The 25,309-nt window shown below is 37.3% G+C and carries 23 protein-coding genes; 1 reads left to right on the plus strand and 22 read right to left on the minus strand.

Annotation, left to right across the window (positions count from 1 at the left end; genetic code table 11):
• Positions 1-601: 601 nt before the first annotated feature.
• The 22 genes from esaA to J1C81_RS10525 form a co-directional block, all read right to left on the minus strand.
• Positions 602-3,346, minus strand: a complete 2,745-nt coding sequence (gene esaA / locus J1C81_RS10420) for a type VII secretion protein EsaA (protein ID WP_002916145.1) — start codon at positions 3,344-3,346, stop codon at positions 602-604.
• A gap of 156 nt (positions 3,347-3,502) precedes the next feature.
• On the minus strand, positions 3,503-7,939 hold the full coding sequence (essC, locus tag J1C81_RS10425) for a type VII secretion protein EssC (protein WP_002916148.1): 4,437 nt from the start codon (positions 7,937-7,939) through the stop codon (positions 3,503-3,505).
• Positions 7,932-9,068 carry a type VII secretion protein EssB gene (essB, locus tag J1C81_RS10430; protein WP_002916150.1) on the minus strand — a complete coding sequence of 379 codons (1,137 nt, stop codon included), beginning with the start codon at positions 9,066-9,068 and terminating at the stop codon, positions 7,932-7,934. The genes essC and essB overlap by 8 nt, the downstream gene beginning before the upstream one ends.
• Positions 9,061-9,315, minus strand: a complete 255-nt coding sequence (locus J1C81_RS10435) for a hypothetical protein (protein ID WP_002916152.1) — start codon at positions 9,313-9,315, stop codon at positions 9,061-9,063. Before J1C81_RS10435 ends, essB begins: the two co-directional genes overlap by 8 nt.
• Complete coding sequence (locus J1C81_RS10440) at positions 9,284-9,766, minus strand: type VII secretion EssA family protein (protein WP_002916155.1); 483 nt, start codon at positions 9,764-9,766, stop codon at positions 9,284-9,286. The genes J1C81_RS10435 and J1C81_RS10440 overlap by 32 nt, the downstream gene beginning before the upstream one ends.
• A gap of 538 nt (positions 9,767-10,304) precedes the next feature.
• Positions 10,305-10,619 carry a DUF4176 domain-containing protein gene (locus J1C81_RS10445; protein WP_032909781.1) on the minus strand — a complete coding sequence of 105 codons (315 nt, stop codon included), beginning with the start codon at positions 10,617-10,619 and terminating at the stop codon, positions 10,305-10,307.
• Positions 10,620-10,766: 147 nt separating this feature from the next.
• The gene (locus tag J1C81_RS10450) at positions 10,767-11,483 is read right to left on the minus strand and encodes a hypothetical protein (protein ID WP_002916157.1); all 717 of its coding nucleotides are present in this window, start codon (positions 11,481-11,483) and stop codon (positions 10,767-10,769) included.
• Between the two features lie 55 nt (positions 11,484-11,538).
• Complete coding sequence (locus J1C81_RS10455) at positions 11,539-12,993, minus strand: T7SS effector LXG polymorphic toxin (protein ID WP_002916158.1); 1,455 nt, start codon at positions 12,991-12,993, stop codon at positions 11,539-11,541.
• A gap of 103 nt (positions 12,994-13,096) precedes the next feature.
• On the minus strand, positions 13,097-13,396 hold the full coding sequence (locus J1C81_RS10460) for a DUF4176 domain-containing protein (protein ID WP_032909782.1): 300 nt from the start codon (positions 13,394-13,396) through the stop codon (positions 13,097-13,099).
• Entirely contained in the window at positions 13,389-14,294 is a 906-nt protein-coding gene (locus J1C81_RS10465; RefSeq protein ID WP_032909783.1) for a hypothetical protein, read from the minus strand. Before J1C81_RS10465 ends, J1C81_RS10460 begins: the two co-directional genes overlap by 8 nt.
• Positions 14,295-14,297: 3 nt before the next feature.
• Positions 14,298-15,761: a T7SS effector LXG polymorphic toxin gene (locus J1C81_RS10470; RefSeq protein WP_002916163.1), complete on the minus strand. Its 1,464-nt coding sequence runs from the start codon at positions 15,759-15,761 to the stop codon at positions 14,298-14,300.
• Positions 15,758-16,417: a DUF4176 domain-containing protein gene (locus tag J1C81_RS10475; protein ID WP_002916164.1), complete on the minus strand. Its 660-nt coding sequence runs from the start codon at positions 16,415-16,417 to the stop codon at positions 15,758-15,760. The genes J1C81_RS10470 and J1C81_RS10475 overlap by 4 nt, the downstream gene beginning before the upstream one ends.
• A gap of 27 nt (positions 16,418-16,444) precedes the next feature.
• Entirely contained in the window at positions 16,445-16,708 is a 264-nt protein-coding gene (locus tag J1C81_RS10480) for a hypothetical protein (RefSeq protein ID WP_002916165.1), read from the minus strand.
• 15 nt (positions 16,709-16,723) lie between these two features.
• Entirely contained in the window at positions 16,724-17,143 is a 420-nt protein-coding gene (locus tag J1C81_RS10485; RefSeq protein WP_002916166.1) for a DUF5082 family protein, read from the minus strand.
• 685 nt (positions 17,144-17,828) lie between these two features.
• On the minus strand, positions 17,829-18,233 hold the full coding sequence (locus J1C81_RS10490; RefSeq protein WP_002916167.1) for a hypothetical protein: 405 nt from the start codon (positions 18,231-18,233) through the stop codon (positions 17,829-17,831).
• Positions 18,226-18,702, minus strand: coding sequence for a hypothetical protein (locus tag J1C81_RS10495; RefSeq protein ID WP_223337938.1), 477 nt, complete (start codon positions 18,700-18,702; stop codon positions 18,226-18,228). The genes J1C81_RS10490 and J1C81_RS10495 overlap by 8 nt, the downstream gene beginning before the upstream one ends.
• A 4-nt stretch (positions 18,703-18,706) precedes the next feature.
• The gene (locus J1C81_RS10500) at positions 18,707-19,231 is read right to left on the minus strand and encodes a hypothetical protein (RefSeq protein WP_002916169.1); all 525 of its coding nucleotides are present in this window, start codon (positions 19,229-19,231) and stop codon (positions 18,707-18,709) included.
• A gap of 42 nt (positions 19,232-19,273) precedes the next feature.
• A complete protein-coding gene (locus J1C81_RS10505) occupies positions 19,274-20,884 on the minus strand; it encodes a T7SS effector LXG polymorphic toxin (protein ID WP_002916171.1) in 1,611 nt (536 codons plus the stop codon).
• Positions 20,885-20,896: 12 nt separating this feature from the next.
• Entirely contained in the window at positions 20,897-21,541 is a 645-nt protein-coding gene (locus tag J1C81_RS10510; protein WP_002916172.1) for a DUF4176 domain-containing protein, read from the minus strand.
• 28 nt (positions 21,542-21,569) lie between these two features.
• A complete protein-coding gene (locus tag J1C81_RS10515; protein ID WP_002916174.1) occupies positions 21,570-21,833 on the minus strand; it encodes a hypothetical protein in 264 nt (87 codons plus the stop codon).
• Positions 21,834-21,848: 15 nt separating this feature from the next.
• On the minus strand, positions 21,849-22,268 hold the full coding sequence (locus J1C81_RS10520) for a DUF5082 family protein (RefSeq protein ID WP_002916175.1): 420 nt from the start codon (positions 22,266-22,268) through the stop codon (positions 21,849-21,851).
• A 79-nt stretch (positions 22,269-22,347) separates the two neighbouring features.
• Entirely contained in the window at positions 22,348-22,644 is a 297-nt protein-coding gene (locus J1C81_RS10525) for a WXG100 family type VII secretion target (protein ID WP_002916176.1), read from the minus strand.
• A 253-nt stretch (positions 22,645-22,897) separates the two neighbouring features.
• Between J1C81_RS10525 and J1C81_RS10530 the strand changes: the two genes are divergently transcribed.
• A complete protein-coding gene (locus J1C81_RS10530) occupies positions 22,898-25,309 on the plus strand; it encodes a bifunctional 2',3'-cyclic-nucleotide 2'-phosphodiesterase/3'-nucleotidase (protein ID WP_002916177.1) in 2,412 nt (803 codons plus the stop codon).

A 25,309-nucleotide genomic window follows, 5' to 3' on the forward strand; every position in this document is an offset into this window, starting at 1 on the left:
TTTATCACTTTTAACCCGATATGAAAACCTAGAAGACGGTTCTGTGTTTGTTTTAGTACAAAAAAGTGGAATCAATAATAGGTAGTAAGCTCTAAACTGAAGTTAGCCTCCTAAAACTTAAAAAACATCTATATGTTATACTAATTGTTGACCAAAACCCAAGCAAAGAAACATAGAGATACAAAACTACTCCGCTCTAAAATCTTGAAATAGACACTTGAGGCAAAAAGGGAAATTGATCTCAAAATTTGAAAGGGAAACAGCCTTCTGTACAAAATCTATACGAAATATTTATTTAGTCCACCTACTTAATATTCCAAGCAGCAGATTTCTCAAACAATTTTAATAAATTTTTTGAGAAATCATTAAAGTCAGCTATTTGAGCCTCAATTCCCGTTTTTTATGTTGTCACTTTAATCTTAAGATTAGATTTCTATACTTTTACTTATCTATTTAAAATAAGGCTGTGACATTTCTATCACAGCCTTATCCAATAATTCAAGAACTACTTGAATAAACGAAGCTAAGTATAGATGATATACACAAGTTTCATCATTACTTTCTACACCTTCCAGTAGCATTTCTATTGCTAAGATTCTACCTATTCAAATTGTTCCTCTTCTTCTTTTTCAACCATCTTCTCTTTCTTTCTATGAGCGTACTCTCTAATTGTCAGACCCGTAGCAATGTTGGTTAAAAGTAAGATTACGAGTAAGTAAACCCATATTGGAGTATTTGATAAAACACCAGATTGGCTTGTTTTTTCAGTTACAACAGGATTGGATAAGAAATTCAAAACAGCTTGGTTATCTGTTCCGTTTGAACGAGCATTCGATAATACTCCTTGAAAGTTCTTATTAAACTCAGTACTATCTTCAATATTTTTGGCCTGATTCTTAATAAGCGACTCTGTTTGTTGGTGAACTTCCTTCACTTCTCCTTGGACCCTTTTAGCTTGCTCTGCTAAAGTGTTAAATTGCGTATCCATAGATCCGATTGCATTTCCATTAGAGGCGATTGTATCAGATGTATTTCGAGTACTAGATGCAAGCTTTGTAACAATATCTAGCAAACTATTACTACTATCATCAGTTGTATAAAGTCTATTATTAGATAAACTGTCACTAGAACTTGTTGGAGAAACTTCCAGAAGTTCTGGACTATTTTTCTTCCACTCTTCATACTGTTTATTTAAATCGTCAACGGCTTGTTGATGCCAATCAGATAGTTCTCCAACAATTGCAGCAAAATAATCATTCGGTAATTCTTCTTTTGTCAGTTGTGGAAGAGAAGCGGTATTTTTCTGAAGTCGATTTATCTCTGCACTTAACTTAACATATAGTTCAATCCCTGACTGTCGATATTGGTCCACATCTTCTGGTTGTAGCTTATCCGCTACAGACGATGGCGAAATGTTCCCATACATCTTTGCAACTGAGTTACTTGCTGGATTAGCAATATCAATATCGTAGGACGAAGATGGGCTTCCATATAGGTTCTTAATCGTAGCTGCCGCGGTATCAATTCTAGATAGTTGTTCAAAAATATTAGACAAATCTGTCTTAATTAATGCATCATTTCCCTTATTGTTATCATAAAAGAAACTGTATTGTAAAGGTATTCTCTCACTACCAATCTCAAGATCAAATGCAACCGTATTGAGACCATAATTAGGAGAAAGCTGAATTTGCAGTTGAAGGCTAGTAGGTTCAGAAATACTATCAACACTTGGAACTACCGTAGCTCCCTGAGCCCCTTGAACCTGTATATTCGTCACACGGATAGTAGTTGCAGTATATTTATTACCCCCATTTCCTTCAGAAGTCATCTCAGGGTAAACATGCTCCATTGTAACTGTTTTTGCATCTGTTGACGGCAAAGAATCATTAGCTACAGTTATAAAAGTATAGCCTGGCATTGAGCCAGTAGTAGCACCTTTAACACTAGCATAGCTAGCCAACAAGTTTAATTTTGCATAATAAGAAGCAATTTGGTCATCTGTTAAAGCCCCAAACTCTTTTAGTTTATTAAATAAGGTCGCGTAATCTCCAGAATTAACACTAATAGAAGCAATTGTACTATTTACATAATTAGTATAATCTCCAGGCAACTCATCTGAATCTGATAAAGTATTAACAACCTGTTTGGCCAGCGCCTGCCTCACATTATCTTTATCCACACCATCACTAACAGCTTTTAAAATCGCATCTTTATCATCTCCCAAAGAACTTGTATCAACCTGCACCCCATTAAAATAATTCTGGGAAATTTGGTCACGAGAACCCTCAAGAGAGTTTCTAATGGACTCCAGTTCCTTTTGAGATTGCTCAATCTGCTCTTGAGAATGATTTATTTTATCATTATAACTTTCTATGTGCTTAGCTAAACGAAGCAAATAAGAATCTGGTTCATTTGGCTCAGTAGGTGATTCTGTATTCCCAAAAAGATGTAAATAACTTATTGAATTTTTATAAAGGTCAAGATATAATTTGTTATCTTTATCATACTGATTCTTAACAGAGTTTCCCGCCACCTGAGCATTATGATTAGCAACTTGTGATTGAACTTGCTTATACTTTAAAATTGGATCTGTTTGGCCCATTAAAGATTCGGCATTTCTTTTTAATAAATCAGCAGTTGAAGTTTTGAAAGTTGATGTCGCTTGCTCAAATGATCTATTAGAGGACTGAACACTCTCTGCAATTGAAGGGATCGAATCTATTGATTTGATACTCCTATCAGCAGGTTGAACAATTGAAGTAAATAAAGAATCATAGATATCAGACTCGTCACCAACAATTGTATTCATCTGAAGTTTAGCATCATCAAGGTTATTAATGACACTTGTAAAGTACAGACGAATTGTTTTCTGATTCAAACTATTAACATAATCTCCAACCTGCTGGGCCATCTCAAGCGACTGTTCTTTTTTTACAGAATCTTTTACTTTATATGTAATTTTGGCCTTTTCAGGATTAAAACTAGATAGCTGCAATATATTGTGTGAAAAATCTTTAGGAATGTAAATAATCGCTTCGAGGGAATTGTCTTTGTACTGACTCTCCGCCTGATCCCTAGACATGACTTTCCAACTTGCTTTTTTTCTCTCATCTTTTGCTAGTAATTTTGTAAAATCATCTCCAAAATTATATTGAGCGCTATTTAACTGTTCGCCTTCGTCTTGATTTACAATCCCAATACGAAGATGTGTCTTCTCTTTAGTCCCTAGAACAAAAGAAAGGCTATCTGACTGTCCCATATAGATAAGAAGTCCTGCAGTAATTACTATACATAAAATAGCCAAGCCTTTCCTAAGCAAGTGATTTTTTCCTTTTTTTATACCCATTATGGATTTTTCTCCTAAATTGATTTTAACATTATCATCAAAATATTTATAATTTATTTATGATAATATACATCCTACAATCATTATAATTATTACAAATAGTAGGATTTCTTCTATTATAGCATATTCAGAAATTATTATGGAAGCTTTATGTACCTATTTTTCTTGCGGAATTCTCAAACGATGAACACTTCTACCAACGAAGAACTGTGTTTCATTAAGTTCAACCAACGGTTCATTGTATTGAGTACGACCAGGCACAACTTTCTGTTCGTTAAAGATGGTACCAAACGTTCCCATTGGAACATTTTGGCGAAGCCGTTTGAAGAACGGTGTGAATTTGCTAACTATGCCACTTTGATAACCATGGAAAATCAAATGAATGTTGACCGACGAAGATTTTGTGAACAAAGTATTTACATCTTTATCCATCAGTACAATCTTATCACCAGCTAAGTTTATATCTGGAAGATAAACAAACATTGGTTGCTCTCTACGTTTACCAGACTGAATAATTCCTAATAGTTCACCAAGGAATTGGCTAATATTCGCCTCCTCAATTCTAGTATCAAAATATTCATTCATACCAACAAAACGTCCATCAGTATCAACCACTACGCGATCAACTTTCCCAGAAAACTCTGAAAAAGCAGATAATATCGTACGCTCAATACTATATGTTTGAGAAGGAGTATCATCCATGAGAAGAATAAATTCATAGTTCATTGGTTCGATAGAGCGAACCAACGTTGTTTCCTTATCATAACCAATTGGAATATTGTATTTTTGCCGTTCCTCTTGGACAACTACATCATTTTCAAATTGCTCAAAAGTAATTTCATTAGCCAGCATTGGAACGGCTTCTGGTCTAGGGCCATCCCATAACTTATCCATTACCTCAATAGCGTTTTCTAAACTCTGTAGTCTTTCAAGATTGGAACTTCCTTCTGTTGCAAGGTATACTTGAAAACGAATAGGTTCTTCAAATCTAATCTGACCACGACCAGGAATTACTTGATCAGCTAGAGCATCAAAACCAATAAGATCTTTTTTAGAATCCTTGTCGACTAAATACAAAACAAACTGTGTAGCAAAATTACTTCGCATACTTAACTTCATAGTAGTGTTCCGAAGAACTGTTGCTATCAAATAGATACCTAAGCTTGCGCCCTCACGTAACACCTGATGAAAAGCGGATTCAACAGAACTTTCGAGTGGATGATCACGTACAGTATCATAAGAGTCAACAATATTTAAAATGAATGGTAAATACTGACCTGTCTTCTGCTCATACTGTTCAATAGAAGTAACTCCATATTCCGCCAATAAATCACGGCGTTTTTGTATTTCTTTTTGTAAACTCTTAAGGAGCTTCAATAGCTTTTCGGCATCATCTAGAGTAGCAATATCTGCCACATGCGGCAAACCTTTCAGAGGAAACAGTCCATTCGTTCCGAAATCAAATAAGTTAAATTGCATTTGATCTGGTCTATTAAGCCGAGCAAAATTCATAACTAGCGTCTGAAGTGCTTGAGATTTCCCAAACCCTGGGGAAGCATAAATGATACTGTGACTAAACTCTTCTAAATCAAACTCTAGCATCCGCTGATCCTGCTCTGAAGGAATATCCATTAGAGCAAAAGGAGCTTTGTGAAGTTTCTTCTCTGTCCATTTCGTAGTTAAAACCGGTGACGTAATATCTTCATCAAGCGGAGGTAACCATGGCTTAGCTGGTATACAAAGGTCTACATTCTTTGCGTGTTGAGCAATATACTCCACAACAGCATCTAGTTCAGTCTCATCAGTATTAGCATCTGTGCTGACCGTCTCTTCCAAGTAAGACAAATCTGTAGTAGCGAGTTCATACTGCCCCAGTTCATTGATTATCCAAAGCCGACTGTCAACTTCTTCACTACGTGCTTTCACTGTTGGCGCATATCGTGCTCCACTCCATGCTGATTGAAAAAGTTCATATATTTCATTATTCCCAACTTGTAAATAGGCACGACCTGGCTGAGTAATACTTGCAGCATCTGGTGTTTTTATAATCTCATTTGAATCCGCTTTTTCCGCCACTTTGAGTGCCAACTTAAATCGAGAATTAGACCAAATTTGATCATTAACAACTCCTGAAGGCTTTTGAGTAGCTAGAATCAAATGAATCCCTAGGGAACGTCCAATACGCGCTGTTGTTACAAGTTCTGTCATAAACTCAGGTTCATTTTGCTTCAACTCAGCAAACTCATCCGAGATCAAAAATAGATGTGGAAGCGGCTCAGTAGGGAAATCTCCCTCTATTCCAGAGCGACCTTCCTTGTATAATTTTGTATATCCATTAATATGATTGACCCCAAATCTACCAAATAGGCGTTGACGCTTTTGCAACTCTGCTCTAATGGAAGCTAACGCGCGCTGGATTCCTGCTCCATCTAAGTTTGTGATAACGCCCATCAAATGTGGCAAATCTTTAAATAAATTTGCCATCCCTCCACCTTTAAAGTCTATTGGGAGAAAACCAATATCTTCTGGACTAAAGTTTAATGCTAGCGATAAAATGTAAGATTGTAATATCTCCGACTTACCCGATCCTGTTGTCCCGGCAACAAGACCGTGGGGACCATGAGCACGCTCATGTAAGTTCAAGTAGACAATATCATCTTTTCCTCGAACCCCAAGTGGAACAGCAAGGCTCTTCGATGTATCTCCTCGAGCCCATCGGCTAGAAATATTTAAGTCATCAACCTGTTCCACATTATACAATTCTAAGAATGTAATTGCATCAGGAAGTGCATTTTTTTGAGTTTCCTCATGAACTAGATTACTTAAACTACGAACAGCACCTTCATAATCATCTATCAACGGATACGGAGTAAAAACTTGGTTTACATATATTCCTCTATTATTGATTAAAGTAGCTGTATCTCCATTCTTTAAATCAATAAGCGTGGTTACCGTTTCAGGTAATTGACGACGACTTTCTTTTACCCAAATAACAGTTACTCCAAAAGAAGCCAAATCTGCTCGTGAAAGGCTTTCGTTGATAGCATGACCAGACAACAAGCGATCATCTGAAATGACTATCACAATCTGAGGTAAAAAGGTTCTTTCCTTCTGTTCCTTGTCTTGAATGCGAGACTGTAATACTTGATAAAGACTTGTAAGTACAGCATCTTTCGTACGATCATCATGTACAAAACCACGAACATTAATCATTGGTAACAGAAAATGAGGTAAAAACCGCCATTTCTTCCAAATTTGATCATAATCTTCCTGCGAAGTCAAATTAACAAATATTACATCGTGATAAGAATGAAAAGCTGCAACTTGCAATAAAAGTTGCTGGATAAACAACTGACCTATGTCATGTTGAGCAACCAGCCCAACAATATTCTGAGCAAGTGTTGTCGTAACAGGAACACCTTTTTGTTTCTCATAAGTCTTTAACAAATCTTGAGAAAAAATTGTCAGCTTGTCTTTGGTTAAAAAGTCCGTTTGATAATCAATTTGAAGCTGACTATCAATATCTCCCAAGCCAAGCGAGACAGTCATAAAATCCTCATTAAAAGGTAAGCGTTCATAGAGACGTTCATCATAACGCATAATCATATCAATTAACGTATTGATATTTGGTTGCTGATAAAATAGAATATTCTTTTCCTCTGCATAATGCTTATGTAGAGTGGATAATTGTTTTAATAAATACGCCTCGTAATCTTCTACCCTTGTTATCTTCTTTTGTTTATACTCTTTTTTATCAGTAAAATAACTCGTAATTGAAAATGCAGCTGTAAGAACACTCATTCCCCCCATACTCAACATCATAATGGCATTTCGTCCCATTAGAACAACTACCAAGCCAGAAAGAGCAACCATACCTAGAGGCGGAACAATTGCTCGCCAAATAGCATTTTTAGGTTTTGTTGGGGGATTTTTAGGTTTTTCTATTCTCTGACGTTTATCGTATATCGTGGGGAGTACTCGAGGACTACGACGATAAACTGGGAAATTAGATTGATAAATTGACTTTTTCTCTTCCAACAGGACACTTTGACTATTGAAATTTGCTTTCTCAAAGAACGATGAAATTTGCCATTGATTTTCTAAAAACTCTATAAAATAGTTCTCTACAAAAATACTATCTCCTTTTTTAAATTCAGAAATAATATCAGAAGAAATCAATTGCTCGTTCAAATAGAAGACACTGCCATTGGGATAGAGATAAACTTTACCATTGGAAAACAAAACATAGGCTTTCGAGTGAATGAGGAGATCTGCTTCTTTCTCTTTTGAAATAATAAAATCTTGATTTGGAGGAGAAATGTAACTAACAGAAATGTCACTCTCTTCTTCAAGGACAAAAACAGTCTTATTTTCAATAGTATTTTTTCCTCTGGTTAATTCTTTTCCATTAGAGAACACCTTACTATCAGTCACGTTGAAAAAAAGTCCTTGCACTTCAGCACTGTCGCCTTCCATAAAAGTGAGTAAAGAAAGTCGATTGCCAAATATAACCACTTTGATTTGCTCAGAAATTTTATTAGAAATCAGTTCTTTTTCTGTATTGTGAAAAAATTTTTTGTCTTCCCTACTCATCTTTTTCTTCACCTACTTTTACACCTAGTTTTTTAGAAAGCTCCTCTATTTCCTTGCGATATTCACTTAATTTTTTTTGTTTATTAGCACCCTTCATATTCTTATCTTCACGGGTTTGTTCATATAAATTAGTATAAGCGTGCAGGGTCAACTGATCATCCCCAATATTCTGAGCTAAATCTAGAGATTTTTTATAGTCTCCCCTTCCAAGATAAATCCAATAATCTAAAAGATTTTCCTCGCTGGATGGAGTGATTGTGTTTAAAACGCTTGATTTCTGCTCCTCTGATAAGTTATCTAAATGAACATAAGAAGACGCTAAAACATATTTTGCTTCTTTACCTAAGCGATTTACTTGAAATTTTTGTAAATCGTCGGCAACATCGTCATAATGCTTAGAAATAAAATGGCTCTGTGCATCCACTGTCGCACGCTGAACAGGGATAGACCAAAAATAAAAATATGCTGCAAAAGCTCCTAAAGCAACAGTTGTAACGCTAAAAATTCCCATTCCAATAGAAAAAATACGCCAACTCCGTTTTGAAACCACTATCTTTTTTTTCTTTTCTTCCTGATAAGCTTTGTCGTAAGCTTCATTAACATATTTTATTACTTCTTCATATGTCTTACATGCAGCTATATCCTGTACCAATGAATCTCTTATTGCAGCTATACCATCTATTAGTAATTCAAAATCAAGTTTTGGTCGCAGAATAGAGACAACCAAAGCCTTGTAGCTCATTAGAAATGTTTCTGAAGTATAAGGTATAGGACTCATAATTCCTTCTAAACCAAAATGTAGAATCTTAACAACACTTCCTTGTAGAAATATATTTTTCGGATGGATATAAGAAACCTTAAAATTATGCTCAGAGAATGTCAAAGACTCCATTTTCTGAGCCAACTCCAAACGCTTTACTTCTGTCATCTCTTCCGCAATAAGATCTTTAAGACTATAAGAATATTTTGGCTTATCATAAATTAGTGATAAAAAACCATTATCTTCTAATGTCACGGCAGCATCCACATAATTTTCAATTGTAGATAACTTTTGACGAGAAAAATGGCTGGCTGGCAGAATAACCTTGACCTTTTCCTTACTGTATTTAATTTCAATTTTATCACTCATTTATAATTACCTCCAATACATCTCCATCCCCTAATGGATATTCCTTTAAAGCTCTATGCTGTTCTATTCTTAGAAGCTTTCCTCGAACCTCTAAATGCCAATTATTTTGATGAATAGATAATGTTTTATCTAGATTGTTTGAACACATTAACATCTTTACTCCCTGTAAAGATAATAATTTAGAAAAGCGAATATCTATTTCCTTATCTTCATATCTAATTGTTGCGTTTAAATATTTTTCCCCCATGAAAAATCCTTCCTAAATAAATTCCAATTAAAATCATTGCTACAATAAATAATACTGCACCAAGAATTGACCATATCATTGTGGCCCCTGATTCCTCTGTGTCTACAATAATACTGTCAGAAACCTGATAGTTCTGAAAAAGAGCATGTCGATAAACTTGGAGGTCGAGTCCATCACCACTCCGAACTTCTTTCTTACTGAAATTAGCTTGGTTTGCAGTCTTAAGCATTTCCTGAGCATCAGTTTTAGATTTCGTCGCTTCTTGCTCTATTCTATCCATAAATAAGTTGGGCGCATAAATATGCTCAATTTCATTACCTTGGGAACGCTGCTTTTTTTGTGTTATCGAATCTGTTTTTAAATCTAATTCGCCGTCCTTAGCATAAACAGTACTTCCAGTAAACAATAACAATAAAAATATCACTAAAACTCGACTTGATTTTTTCAACATTTCATCTCTGCTTTCTAGCTTAAAAGACTAAAAAAATATTTAGCATCCATAAGTACGTTATAAATATTCTTAAACAACATTTACCTATCATAAAAAGCTGTAATAAATTTTATATTGACTAGTCTCATTCAAAGATTAGTCTTATTTTATCACGAATTGTATTAATATTCAAACTTTCAAACAGTTATTCACAAGCAGATTATGCTGTTGTGACAAAAAATAACACCTAAATTATTTTAGATACTATGATATATAATTCTAAATCTAAATATACCGTCCCGATTTAATTGCAGTAGTTCTTACTTCCCTAAGGTACTTCTGATTTATCACCGATTAATATTCAAATATTATTGCTCAGAGTATTATCTATTACCTTTATTTAACGATATTTTTTTCTAACTTGCGCTACTCAAAACATCTCTAAATATCTTTCCCATAATCTTTTCATCAGAAAGGACATTTCGACTGCGATTATATCACAAACGAAGTGATCTCAAAAAAAATCGCTATAATATAGCGATTCTTCTTATATCATTATTTAAATAGAACCTTTTGGAACTTCTGCTGACTTCATCCAAGTATCGTAATGCTCTTCAAAAGCCTTCTCATCTTCGTTTCTATATCCCTCAAATAAAACTTCTTTGACATTTTCTCTATTGAAAAAGAACAAATTGTCTGGTGTCTGCATCCCGTTCGGAATAACTACTGAACCGTAGTCAAAATAGACACTCTTAGTCCCTCCTTGACCATCTTCCACTTCGATTACACTAGCTCGTGAAACAATCATCACTTCACTACCATCACCATTTTTGAGGGTTACAACTGAACCCAAAGGTAAAATTTTATCTGTCATTTTACTCTCCTTGTTTTTCCAATTTTTCTGCATTGCTTAACGCAATAAAGTTCAACAATATTCTTAGAAGTCAAAAAATCACTATTGCATCTCTTGACATTAAAAAAATTAATCTCTACATCTTAAAACATCAAAAGTCCATTAATGTTATTTATGTAATTCTTTTGCCACAATAGCTCTATCTGGTCCGACACTCACTTCTAAATATAGTTCAGGATTGTCGTCATCTCTACATACTACACTCAGTTTTCCAGATTCAAATTTCTCCGTTATGTCTAAAATACTAGGAATATTATTCTGATTATATATAACAAAAGCAACTCCAAGTAAAAGCCCTGCAAACATTATCTTAAAAATCTCTCCTCCAATCTGTTGCCCTAAAAAACTGTTGAAGTGGAAAATAAAATCATAGATATAGTAGAAACCCACTGCAGGAATAGTAAACAACAAAGCATTAAATAAAAAAGTATTATTGCGCTTCTCTTTTTCGCTCAAGTTCTTTTCTTTTAAATCCTCTGAATTACAAATAGTAAAAAGGCAGACCTTTTGAGTAGTCACTTGAGCAATATTGACATTTCTGTACAGAGCCCGTTCTACAAGGATAGTGATAAAAGCAAACTCTGCTATCCAGACAAGAATAACACTCCAAAAAGTTGTCATGCTATATGTTCCTTGTACAAATATACTAAAGAAAGAAGTAAGTCCGCCGCCGCTAAACATAAAGAAAACAACTAATAAAGGAATATGCCTGTTCATTTTACTTGATTTCTCTGTGTCTAATAATTTGCTTTTTGGCGCTTCTAATACTTCGTGGGTCTTACGATCATAATAAATGGCTTTGTCATAATATTGATTCAAATACATACGCCGTCTTCTAAAAAACATATATTTCTTCTTTCTAATGCTTATCCGACTTCCGTCACCACAGCTTGGGTAGCTTCCACTCTCCATGTGAAAACTTATCCCATACATGGTTGATACCTTTTCCTACTGCATCTCCGATAATCGTTCCCGCTACTGTTCCTATTACTGTTCCTACTACAGGGATTGGAATAGCAGAGCCAATCACTGCTCCAACTTGAGCTCCGACTACTGCTCCACTAAAGGTACCTGCTGCATGGGCAACTCCGTCAGCGGCTGCATGAACATCACCATATTTCCCCCTATTCTTTTGGAATGTATCCCAACCATCTTTCAATGCTAATACTGTACCGATAGCACCTACTTGCTTTACTGCTCCGAACCCCTTTTGAGAAACAGATGATTTCATATTTCTGATAACGTCATCTTTAACAAAGGTCCAATTAATTTTTCCAGCATTTCTTACGACTCGAACATCATCTACATGGCCTCCGATGAATTTACCAAATTTGGTAGCCCAACCAGCAATCTTTTCCCCTCTTGCAAGAGATTTAGCTGCTCGTGCAAGAGCCTGAGTCCCAGTACGAGTGCCAGAATTAATCATAACAAAATTAGCTCCTCTAACACCGTATTGAAGTAATTTACGGCCTACCGATTTTCTAATTAAGGAATTTACCATTGCTCCAGCCTTAGTTGAAGCTGCTTTAAGGCCTTCTGTCCCTAAAGCTTCTATAATAGATTGCTTTTCTTCTTCTAAGTATTTAAGAATAGGATCGATATTTTTAGCTATGTAAGCCAACAACTTTATTGGTGTCGAATTTGAGACAGAATTGGTAACTTCCTCGACTCCATCCATAAAGGCAGTGTCTTTATAAAATGCCTGTGCTTCTTTTGAAGTAAAGGAACTCTTACCTGCTCCTTCCAGTCCCTTCAGAGCAGTCGCCTGAACTTGTAACAGCTTGCTATACTCATCTCCCCGCTTCCAACCATTGAAGCTGGCCATATTGGTTTTAGTATCAGTCAAAATGGTCTTTCCTTCTGACAAAGGAGTGGTAATTGCGCTGGCATCTGGATTAGTCAAACTGAGAATATCAGAGATGGAACTATAAATATTTGCAGTTGCTTGATTCACCGTACTAATATTGGTCTCTATACTCGAAAAGCCATCTAAAAGCCCTTGTAAATAATCCGTATCAATAATCGCATCTGCCGCTGTCTCTGAGACTGTTGATTTAAACTGTTCGATAGTCTTATCGTATTGAGCAGAAAGAACGGCTAAAGCATTAGAAAAATTCGTCAATAAGGGAACCTGATGATTGCTAATCTTGGCATCAATTGCTCCCTTGACATCTCCTTTGAGGCTTTCCGAATTTACCAAACTTACAAAAGAGGTCTTAGCTGTCTCAAGCTGAGTAGTAATCGAGGTCTGCGAGGCAGACAATGCTGTCTTCTGGTTATGAACCTCTGTCAATCTGCCTTCTATCTGTAATAAAGCAGAAAAAAACAAAGTCATCCATTCTGAATTAAACTATGAATCCAGAAGCTGATAAATGAAAAATCGCTCTAGTATAGCGATTCTTCCCATATTATCAAATCATGAAAGAGCGAAATAAAATTCAGTCTTCAACTTTCATCTTCTCTATATCCAAGCTTTTTTCCCAATCTTCATAGACTTCCATATACCGAACTTCTTCTTCATCCTCAAAGCCTTTGAATACAACCTTCTCAATACTTTCATGGTTGAAAAAAGCAGCGTCCTCTGGGTTAATTCCTTTTGGATAAATAACTCCTACATAATCGGAATAAACGTTGGCGCCACCTTGTTCCAGAACGGCTCCACGTCCAACAACCATCAGTTTAACCGTGCCGCCCTCCAAATAAACAATACTTCCTAAAGGTAATAATTTTTTACTCATTTTCTTCTCCATTCTCTTGTGTTGTTTCTTCTTCTAGCTTGCCGCTTTTGACCAGCTTTTTATAATATCGTTTGCTATACCATTCTCGGTCTGAAATCTTTAAGTAGGATTTATACTCTTCCGGGTACTTGTGGATATAGTAGGCTTGAAAAATGTGTACATTCATAAGAAAAGCCGAATAATAACCGCCAATGACAAACCAAACCACCAAAAATAATCCCAAAATATAAAAATACCAATGGACCGGTAGTTGATTCATTAGATGATAGACCAGTGATACCGGAAAGAGAACTACCATCGTTCCGACTGTAATCGTCATAACTTTCTTAAGAATTGACTTTTCTTCTTCATCGTTCAGTCTCCTTTTCAGATTCTGGATACTATTCATAATAATCCAGAAAAAGAGAACGATTCCTAAGACGAACTGAAACCAGAATCCCACCAATGTATAAGCATCGTAAGCTACCGCACTGGCAAAGTAAAGTATCGATATAAAAGCACAAGTTAACCCAGCTGTATAGAAAGGAAAGTAGGTCCATAACTGGCTGCTCAAGCGTTTCTTGGGCCAAAAAACAGGAATCATCCCCACAAGAAATAGTAAATAAATACTAAGATTGAAGGGCTTTAAAAAGGAACTTATGTTATGAATTAACATTCCTGCCTCAACCGAAATATAATGAATATCACTATCTGCACCTATCAACTCAGGCATCCCCATTAAAACACCATAAGTTAGAATCCCAAAAAAGAAAAATCCAGCAATAATAACTGTAAAGAGGCGATTGATGATCCCCATATGAATAGGATTTGGCATACCGGCTGTTAAGGCAAACTTTCCATTCGTTACGATTTTCTTACTTCGTTCAAAGTCTGCACCGAAAATACTGATTCTTTTCATCACCTAACCTCCAAACCAAGATGTCATGGTCTTCCAACCGCTCGAGACAGCCTTCCCAACATCTCCTACTGCCTTGGCTGCCCCATCATAGGCATCAAAAGCAGCGTTTTCAATACCTTCATAAAATTTATCTTTTCCGCTAGGATTAATTACACCAAAAATTGCATTTGCAGTTCCTAGTAAAAAACCTGCTGCAGCCACATGAGGTCCGAATTTGGCTCCAATTGCTGTCGCTTCCAATGGTCCTGCATTCTTCATGGTCTCTACCCCAGCATGAATCACAGACTTACCAACGCTCTTATAAGCGCGACTATCTTTGTCGTTATAGGCACTAACTCCATGATAGGTAGCTTCTGCTGCCATCATCGTCCAACCGGCAATGTTTAAGCCTTTTCCAAATACTTTTATTCCATTCTTAAGTGGACCATCAATTACATTAACCGTATCTTTAAACTTACTTGCAAACTTCCACACTTTGGAATTATTAATAGAGGTTAATGTCGACTTAAACTTAGAACCTAATCTAGAATTATAGAGAACATCTCGAAGCGTCTTCCCGTCTTTACTATATTTCTGCCAAAACTTAGATAAAGCATTAAAACCTGACTTCTCCATACTATTTGGAGATAGATGACTTCGTGCACCGGTAACAAACAAATCATAGTATCCTTCAATTAAATCCATACCATTGTTGAAACGATTAAAATTCTCATCAGCCGCTGCTTTTTTCACAAAAAGGTAACCCTCAACTGTCATTGACACCGATTTCGAAACAAGATTTAACAATTCCACCGGAGTTGAATTATTCACTCCTTCTACCATTCCAAGTACGCCACTTAGAAAATCATTGTTTCCATAAAACGCCTTTGCTTCTTTTGAAGTAAAGGAACTCTTACCTGCTCCTTCTAGACCTTTCAGAGCAGTCGCCTGAACTTGTAAAAGCTTACTATACTCATCTCCCCGCTTCCAACCATTGAAGCTAGCCATATTGGTTTTAGTATCAGTCAAAATGGTCTTTCCTTCTGACAAAGGAGTGGTAATTGCGCTGGCATCTGGATTCGTCAGACTGAGAATATCAGAGATGGAACTATAAATATTTGCCGTTGCTTGATTCACCGTACTAATATTGGTCTCTATACTCGAAAAGCCATCTAAAAGCCCCTGCAGATAATCCGTATCAATAATCGCATCTGCTGCTGTCTCTGAAACTGTTGATTTAAATTGTTCGATGGTCTTATCGTATTGAGCAGAAAGAACGGCTAAAGCATTAGAAAAATTCATCAATAAGGGAACCTGATGATTACTAATCTTGGCATCAATTGCTCCCTTGACATCTCCTTTGAGACTTTCCGAATTGACCAAATTTACAAAAGAGGTCTTAGCTGTCTCAAGCTGAGTTGTAATCGAGGTTTGTGAGTTAGACAATGCTGTCTTCTGGTTATGAACCTCTGTCATATCTATTTTCATCTATCTTCTCCTTCAATACTATGTGTCATGGAAAAAACCCTATGTCGAAAATAATCCCTACGATACTGCTGATCTACATAGGTTCTATCCAAAGTATCGCTATAACCTTCTTGGATAACCTGAGAAATCAAATAACTTGGAATAAACAAAGGTTCAACATCTAGCCTCAAACCATAGGGATAGATGCTAGCTAGATAATCTATATATTCCCGGTCGTCTGGTTCAGAAAGCAATCTCCGCCCCATAATCATAGCCATGAAGGGAACCTTTGCCTTCTCCATCTCGGATACTAGTCCCTCTGGAAGAAGCTCGCGATCTAACTCTACCAAACTGCCCAAGGGGAGGATTGGAGCCAACAGTAAATCAGTACAAGATAACCAAATCCTAAAGTCTTTCATAGACAAAACGAGCTCCGAGCCTAAATAAGCCAGAGTTACTCTCTCCTGTTCCCAATCAAACTTCATCGTAACAGATGTGCCAAGCAAGCTACTGTAACTATAAAAGGACTCTTTCTTGACAATTGCCAACTGAAGTCTACGAAATGCATCTCCTTGACTAATTAAAGATTGACCCACTTGCTCCAAAATGGCTCTTTCACCCTCATCAACTCCTAATTCAAGCAAGGAGTTTTGATAAAGGTCACTTATCTCATTCATCTATCTTGTTCCTTTCTGCAAAGTTACTTATTTAGCATTTGCTTGATTTTGATCATCAGTCACTTTATTTTCGGCCGCTTGATTCATACGAGTTACATCCGTAGTCGTAAAAGTCTTGAGACTGCTAATCGCTGTATTAAATGACTTAATCTCGTCATTAAAAGATGTAAAAGGAGTCATTGTTGTTGCTGAAAAAGTTAACTCTGCCATATCTGAAATGCCAGAGATGCTTGTACTAACTGAATTGGTCAGTCCAGTCCAAACACCATAATCCGTTCCTGTATTTGCCATTTATCTTTCCATCCTTTATTCTGAACTAGCTGAATTTGCCAAAGACTGATAATTAAGCATGTTATTATACGCCGTATTTGCTGCTGTCTGTAAGCTGGCCGACTCTGCTTGAAGCTCCCCAATCTTAGCATCTATACTACTCAAATTTGTGTCGTGACTCGTTTTATTGTTTGTAGCAGCGGTATTAGCAGAATTGTACTTTTCTGCGTATTTATTCTTCCGATCTCCCTTAAACTGAGATGCATCTTCCCCTTTTATTTTCGTTAAGGCATCTATAATACCAGTCTGAAAATTATTTATCTGAGTGGACAAGTCAGATTTGGCAGTTTCTAAGCGAGAAATCTTTTCATCTACAGCTGCTTTTTGAGAAATTGCATTATCATGATTTTGAGATTCTTGATTAGCTAATCCTTGGTAATAAGATGCATCTGACATTTTTATTTTCCTCTTTCTGAATTTTAACTAAAATAGAGTGGTAAACACTTTTAGTCTTTTTTAATTACAATCTATAGATATCACTATAATATTACTCTCAAAATAGTTTATCATTGGTTTCAGTCATTACAAGCCTATTAATCTCAGCACATAACCACATACTCTTCTGATAAAACACCATAAGTATATTAGCATCTACATAGATTCACATAATATGTTATTTCAATGAAAAAATCAAGATTTTTAACATACTTATACTACTTTAAAAACACTACTTAGAGGTATTCCGCTTCTTAGTATAACACAATAATCAGAGAATGAAAATAAAATAATGGTTCATAGGGAAAATTTTTACATAAATCTTTTATATTAAAAATATAGCTAAGAGTTTACTGTGCTTTTGGAATATACTATAAGTTATGTGATTACTTTTTAATGAAAGTAGTGCAACATTCATCAGGAACACTTTTGATTATTATATGTTCAATCTTCTCTTAACTCCAATAGAAGCAACGCTCAATCATCAAAGTCTAACGATTATTATACCTTGGATAAACTTCTCTTTTACCACACCAAAAGAGAAGACCAGATTGGTCTTCTCTGCGTACAATCGGAACCTTTTCTCTCACTGTTGTTAAAAAGGATTCACTTAGAGAGTATTAGATATTCCAATTCTTCAAAAATACTATTGAGAGTATTTTTTTGAATACTCAGAATAATTTGGTTGTTCCTTTTTATTCATTGCATAAAGCATCGTTCCATTTAAGTCGTCCTTTGACGAATATGGCTGAATCATAACTGCAATATTTTTATCTTTATCTGGGAAAATAACGGTATAGTTCTCACCGTTTTGCTCAATTTTATAGTATGTTATATCACCTTTTTTCTCAACAGACTTTTGCTTATAGTCATATTCTTTCCCATCTACTGTAACTTTATCCTTATCAAATTTAAGAACAACATTTTTCTGGGCACCTGTTTGGGCTTTCCACTCCCCCTGAAGTGCATCTGAAGAATTTCCACAGGCTGTCAAGATCACTAAAAAGACTGGGAGGGTAATATAAGTTAATATTTTTTTCATTTTATTCATCTATTTTCACACTCCTAAAAATATTTTGAATTTCTATATAATCTGGATTATGAGTTTGATCTTTTATACCTACAGTTCCAGTAAAGCTAACCATTATTTTCACTGCTTCTTTCTCTATGAAAGTTGCAGCTAGGAACTGAGCTAGTGGGCCGGAGTCTTCGTCAATGTATGCATACTCTACCACTTCCCACTGACAACCGTTCACATCATGTAACCCCTCAGAAACAAACTTAATATTAGCGAGATTTTTCGCATATCCTTGAATTTCAGCCTTATACGCATCAAAACCATAATCTAAACTAACTGTTCTGACATTTATTAAAACATTAGAAGTGAAACTTCCTTTTTTTACTTTTTTCAGAGAGAGTACTGAACCTGGTAAATTCCAGTTATCCCATTCTACCCCAGCATCTATTTGTATATTAGGAAAAGCAGGAAATGCTTCACTAGGAAATTCTCTTAAAGTCATATCATTATACTCCTTTTGCAATATATTTTAATTTGTCAATTCTATCATGAATCGTTTCTACATTCAAATTTTCTCGAAGGTATTCACAGAGCATTCCATTTTCATAAAACATTTGCTCTGAAAGCTGACCTTTTGGTTCATCCGGGCACTGAATCATAACAATGCTGAAAACACCACCGGGACCAGAATTCTCAATTGCATTTCCCTCAAAATGATAGGTGAAAGCCCGAAATTGAGAACCATTGTAGTTACCTGAAATTACATAGGCAACTTTTACCATATTTCCACGACCAAATGGATAATGATTAAAATTCGCGTATTTTTCTACATACGGATTCTGGAAAAGTTTTAGTGTGAGGTCGTTACTTGTTTTTTGCTTGGAATATTCTCTGTAATAGTCGTTACCTTGTGCTTTATCAAATTGATAGCCGTGCTCGGAAGCGAAGGCTTGGTATACTTTATTCTTTTTGGCGGAATGACTAATCGCCCAATAAACTATCCAACCTACGAAAGCAAAAATTGCTAGCATTAAGACAATAAAAATTATTAAAAAGTCCACATGATCCTCCTATTATTTAAATGGGTTGATCCAATTAGCAAAATCTTTAACATCCTTAATTGCTGAATCGTAATCAAAATCAACTTTAACTTTCCCACCTAGACCCACTCCAAGAGCAGCACCTATATCTAGGTCAAGTTTAATGTGACCCTCGCCAGCCTTAAATCCAGCACTTGCTTCTGCACCAACGCCAGCTTTTGCACTACCACCTATACTAAATGTAGTATAGGCCGCTTTAGCATGAACCTCGCCTTCAGCTTGTGCACCAGCAAACGCTCCAGCTTGTGCATTAGCTTCTACGCCACCAGTTGAATGTGCTTTAAAGCTGGCACTAGCATCGGCTTTTGCACCTGCGAATGCCTCACCAGAAGCACCAGCATTTATCTGAGTAATTCCATGACTTGTATCACCAAAGGTAAGATCAACATTTCCCTTGGCTTCAGCTCCAGCTTTAGCAGAGGCTGAAGCACTTGCCATCAATCCTTTTTCATCAAAAGTAACACTACCATCAGCATTGACCCAAGCTCCAGCCATTGCCTCTACCTTAGCTTCCCCTTTCGCTGACAGAATTCCTGAACCAACTGCAAAGCCTCCGCTAGCAGAGGCAGAGACACCAATCATAGCTTCAGCATGCGCAGATATGTCAATTCCATCTTTTGTTAAATTAGCTTTTATATCTGCAGCAGCTTTTGCTCCAACAAACGCCTTACCTTCAGCATTGAATTTGACGCCTGCAATTTCAAAGCCGCCACTAGTTTCCAAATCAACCAGAAACGCCGCAGCTTCAGCACTGCCATCAGCATGAAGTTGTCCTTGATCATCAACCCAAATTTTCCCTGAAGCCATAGCTCGTTTACCTCGGGTATCCGTGATAAACTTCGACCACCAAGATGAACCTGATTTAGAAAAGCTGTTTAATGTTTCAGATATATTCTTCAAAAGTTCTAATGGAGTCGAATTCGTAACAGTCTCAGCAATTTTAACTACTCCCTGTAGAAATTCTGAATTACTATAAAAACTCTTAGCTTCCGCAGAAGTAAACGAACTACCAGCTATATTAGATAGACTTTCAAGAATTTTAGTTTGAGATAATAATAAATCTGCGTACTCAGTTCCCCTTGTCCAGCCATCAAACGTTTCCATATTCGCCTTTGTTTCAGTTAATATTGTCTTAGCTTCTGATAATGGCGTTGTAATTAAACTGGCATCTGGATTAGTCAGACTGATAATATCAGCAATAGAACTATATATAGTTGAAGTCTGCTGATTCACTGTGCTAATATTGGTCTCCAAATCTGAAAAACCATCTAACAGTCCTTGTAGATAATCCGTATCAATTATCGCATCTGACGCATTCTCTGATACTGTTGATTGGAACTGTTCAATAGTCTTATCATACTGAGCTGACAGAACGTTTAGAGCATTACTAAAGTTGGTTAAGAGAGGAAGTTGATAATTATTTATTTTGCCATCAATAGCTGACTTTACATCTCCTGATAGACTATTTGAAGCCGTTAGGCTAGAAAAAGAGTTCTTTGATGTATCAATCTGATTATTGAGATTTGTAACGGAATTGGTCAGCGCAGATTTCTGGTTGTTAACCTCCGTCATATCTATTTTCATACTCGTTCTCCTTTATTCATGATATATTTCAGAAACTAAATTTTGTTTAAAATAATCTACCCGATATTGCCTTTTAACATAGTCTTTATCAAAATCATCACTATGACCCTCCTGAAGAACCTCTCTGATATAATAAGCAGGTATATATATCGGTTCCACATCTGGCCTTAGACCATATGGATAAAGACTCACAAGATAATCTATATAACCTCTGCTTTCAGGACCCAAAAGCACTCTTCTACCTAAGATAACTGCTCTACAGGGAATCTGTGCTTCCTTCATCATTTCTACCAATTTAGGAGATAATTTCTCTAGGCGCAACTCTACCAAGGTTCCCAATGGTAAAACTGGAGAAAGAAGTAAGTCTGTATATGCTAACCAAGAATTAAACTGAGACATAGTCATTGTTACTTTTGATCCCATATACATAATTGTTAGTTCCCTAACCGCCCAATCAAATTGGAATTCCACAGGATCTCCTAACATACTTTTGTATATGTAGGACATTTTATGATTAAAGAAAGCAAACTGGAGCTCCCGAAAAGCTCCCCCCTGTTGAGTAATAGAATAACCAACTTGTTTCAATATTTCACCATTAGTTTCTAAAAGTGAGAGTCGGTTTAAAGAAATTTCATAAAGCGCAGCTACTTCGTCCATTTCCTAACATTCCTTTCTGCTAACTTACCTATTTAGCATTTGCTTGATTTTGGTCATCAGTCACTTTATTTTCAGCCGCTTGATTCATACGAGTTACATCTGTTGTCGTGAAAGTTTTGAGACTGCTAATCGCTGTATTAAATGACTTAATCTCGTCATTAAAAGATGTAAAAGGAGTCATTGTTGTTGCTGAAAAAGTTAACTCTGCCATATCTGAAATGCCAGAGATACTTGTACTAACTGTAGAAGTAAGTCCCGTCCAAGCACCATAATCTGTTCCTGTATTTGCCATCTATCTTCCCATCCTCTATTCTGAACTAGCTGAATTTGCCAAAGACTGATAATTAAGCATATTATTATAAGCTGTATCTGCTGCTGTCTGTAAGTTGGCTGACTCTGCTTGAAGCTCCCCAATCTTAGCATCTATACTACTCAAATTTGTGTCGTGGCTTGTTTTATTAGTCGTAGCAGCAGTATTAGCAGAATCGTACTTCTCTGCATATTTATTCTTCCGATCCCCTTTAAAACTGGATTCATCTTCCCCTTTTATTTTCGTTAAGGCATCTATAATACCTGTCTGAAAATTATTTATCTGAGTGGATAAGTCTGATTTGGCCGTTTCTAAGCGAGAAATTTTTGCATCTACGGCTGCTTTTTGAGAAATTGCATTATCATGATTTTGAGATTCTTGATTAGCTAGTCCTTGGTAATAAGATGCATCTGACATTTTTATTCTCCTCTAACTACTTTCGACTAAAATGAAAGAGAGATAGGAAGCAATCCCATCCCTCCATTCCAGAGTTTTCTTATCCTTTGAAACCAAAGCTATTTGCATCCGCTGTATCACGTTCCGATACAGTATTAGCATAACTAACCAATTGTTGATTGATAGAACTCAACAATTCTTGGAATTTAACCACATCACCATGCAATTGTTGATATTGGTCAAGATAAGATTTGAAAGCACTACCTTTCCAGTGTACTTGCATTTCGCCGTTAGCACTATTTACTGCCTGAATAGCTGATTCAATTTGATCGCGTGCATTAGAATAAACTGCTGCTTGCGAGGTGAGTTCTTCTGGGGATAATGAAATTTCTGCCATAATTGGACTCCTTATTCATAATTTATTTGTTCTTAATAGAACAGGTTACGTTAGTAATTTTAACTCTTTTGTTAATGATTGTCAAGTATTCACCTATTATTTTTTTATATTCTTATTATGTTATGGTCTATATTTAGACTTTTAGTACGTAGTGCTATAGATATCAAGAAACTTCTTCCCCAAAAATTATTGCCGATAGCGCTTTAATATAGTATAATAAAAGTCTGAAATTCATTTTAACAAAGGAGATATTATGTCCAAATCATCCCTTCAAAAAACGGTTGTGCTTTTGAGCGCAGCGGCTCTTGCGGCAGCTGTAAATACTGTTCAGGCTGATGAGAATACTGCACCAGTCACTGCTAATCCTGCTCCAGTAGAAAGCAGCGTGGCGGAAGCAAAACCAACGACTGCTGCAAGTCCTACTGAAGCTACTGCGACACCAGAGAGCACGGAGCCTAGCTCTGCTATTTCCCCAGAAAATACCAGTGGAAATACTGATGCTCTGATGGCTATGGCTCGCAATGTCGCGGCTACTGAGGATACTAAGCCCGTGGAGGGACAGACTGTTGATGTTCGTATCTTGGCAACGACCGACCTCCATACCAACTTGGTCAACTACGACTACTATCAGGACAAGCCAGTAGAGACCTTGGGACTGGCTAAGACTGCCGTGCTGATCGAGAAGGCCAAAAAAGAAAATCCAAACGTCCTCTTGGTGGATAATGGCGATACCATCCAGGGAACGCCGCTTGGAACCTATAAGGCCATTGTGGATCCTGTGGAGAAGGGCGAGCAGCATCCTATGTACGCTGCTCTGCAAGCTCTGGGCTTTGAAGCTGGTACGCTAGGGAACCATGAGTTCAACTACGGTTTGGACTATCTGAACCGTGTCATTGAGACAGCTGGCATGCCTCTTGTCAATGCCAATGTGCTGGATCCAGCGACTGGTAAATTCATCTATCAGCCTTACAAAATCATCGAAAAGACCTTTACAGATACTCAGGGCCGCTTGACGACCGTCAAGATTGGTGTGACCGGGATTGTACCGCCGCAGATTCTAAACTGGGATAAGGCAAACCTAGAAGGAAAAGTGGTCGTTCGCGATTCTGTTGAGGCTATTCGAGACATTATTCCTGAGATGCGCAAGGCAGGTGCAGACATCACTTTGGTACTTTCTCACTCTGGTATCGGAGATGACAAGTATGAAAAAGGCGAGGAAAATGAAGGCTATCAAATCGCTAGCCTGCCAGGTGTGCATGCTGTTGTAACGGGCCACTCTCACGCAGAATTTCCAAGCGGAAACGGAACTGGCTTCTACGAAAAATACCCTGGCGTAGACGGTGTCAACGGTAAAATCAACGGCACTCCAGTGACCATGGCTGGAAAATACGGCGATCATCTGGGCGTTATCGACCTCAAGCTAAACTATACCGACGGCAAATGGAAAGTCACTAACAGCAAAGGCTCCATCCGCAAGGTAGATACCAAGTCTAATGTAGCAGATCAGCGCGTCGTTGACATTGCCAAAGAATCCCACCAAGGAACTATCAACTATGTCCGCCAGCAAGTCGGCACCACGACTGCACCGATTACTAGTTACTTCGCTCTGGTCAAAGACGATCCATCTGTGCAAATCGTCAATAATGCTCAGCTTTGGTATGCTAAGCAAGAACTGGCTGGCACGCCTGAAGCCAATCTTCCTATCCTATCTGCAGCAGCTCCTTTCAAGGCAGGAACTCGTGGGGATGCAACGGCCTACACAGACATTCCAGCTGGTCCTATTGCCATCAAGAACGTAGCAGACCTCTATCTCTATGATAATGTCACAGCTATCCTCAAGGTCAACGGTGCCCAGCTCAAAGAATGGTTGGAAATGTCAGCTGGCCAGTTCAATACCATTGACCCAAACAATAGCCAACCGCAAAATCTGGTCAATACTGACTACCGGACTTATAACTTTGATGTTATTGACGGTGTTACCTATGAGTTTGACATTACCCAGCCTAATAAATACGACCGCGAAGGCAAACTGGCCAACCCAAATGCCAGCCGGGTCCGTAATCTGAAATACCAAGGCAAAGAGATTGACCCCAATCAGGAATTTATCGTCGTGACCAACAACTACCGGTCTAACGGTAATTTCCCTGGTGTTCGAGAAGCCAGCCTCAACCGTCTGCTCAATCTGGAAAACCGCCAAGCTATCATCAACTATATCTTAGCTGTCAAAAATATCAATCCAAGTGCAGATCAGAACTGGCATTTCGCTGATACCATCAAGGGACTGGACCTGCGCTTCCTGACAGCTGATAAGGCCAAGAACTTGATTGGTACTGACGGAGACATCGTCTATCTAGCGGCATCTGCCCAAGAAGGATTCGGCGAATACAAATTCGTCTACGTCGCACCGAAAACTGAACCGGTTCCTATTGAGCAACCAAGCTCTCCGACTATCGCAGTCGAAGCAGCCAATCTGCAGCATAGCAGAGTAGACTTCCCTGTCTTGACTGCTGTTGACTCTAGCACAAACAAGCAAGCATCCCACAGACAGGCAGGAACAGAAAGCCTCCCAGCAACCGGAGAAAAGACATCCTCGCTCGGACTCTTGGGACTTGTCATGACCGGACTTGCAGGAATCTTCGCCTTCAAAAAACGTGAAAGACAATAA

The organism is Streptococcus sanguinis (genome assembly GCF_050225395.1).
GTDB lineage: Bacteria > Bacillota > Bacilli > Lactobacillales > Streptococcaceae > Streptococcus.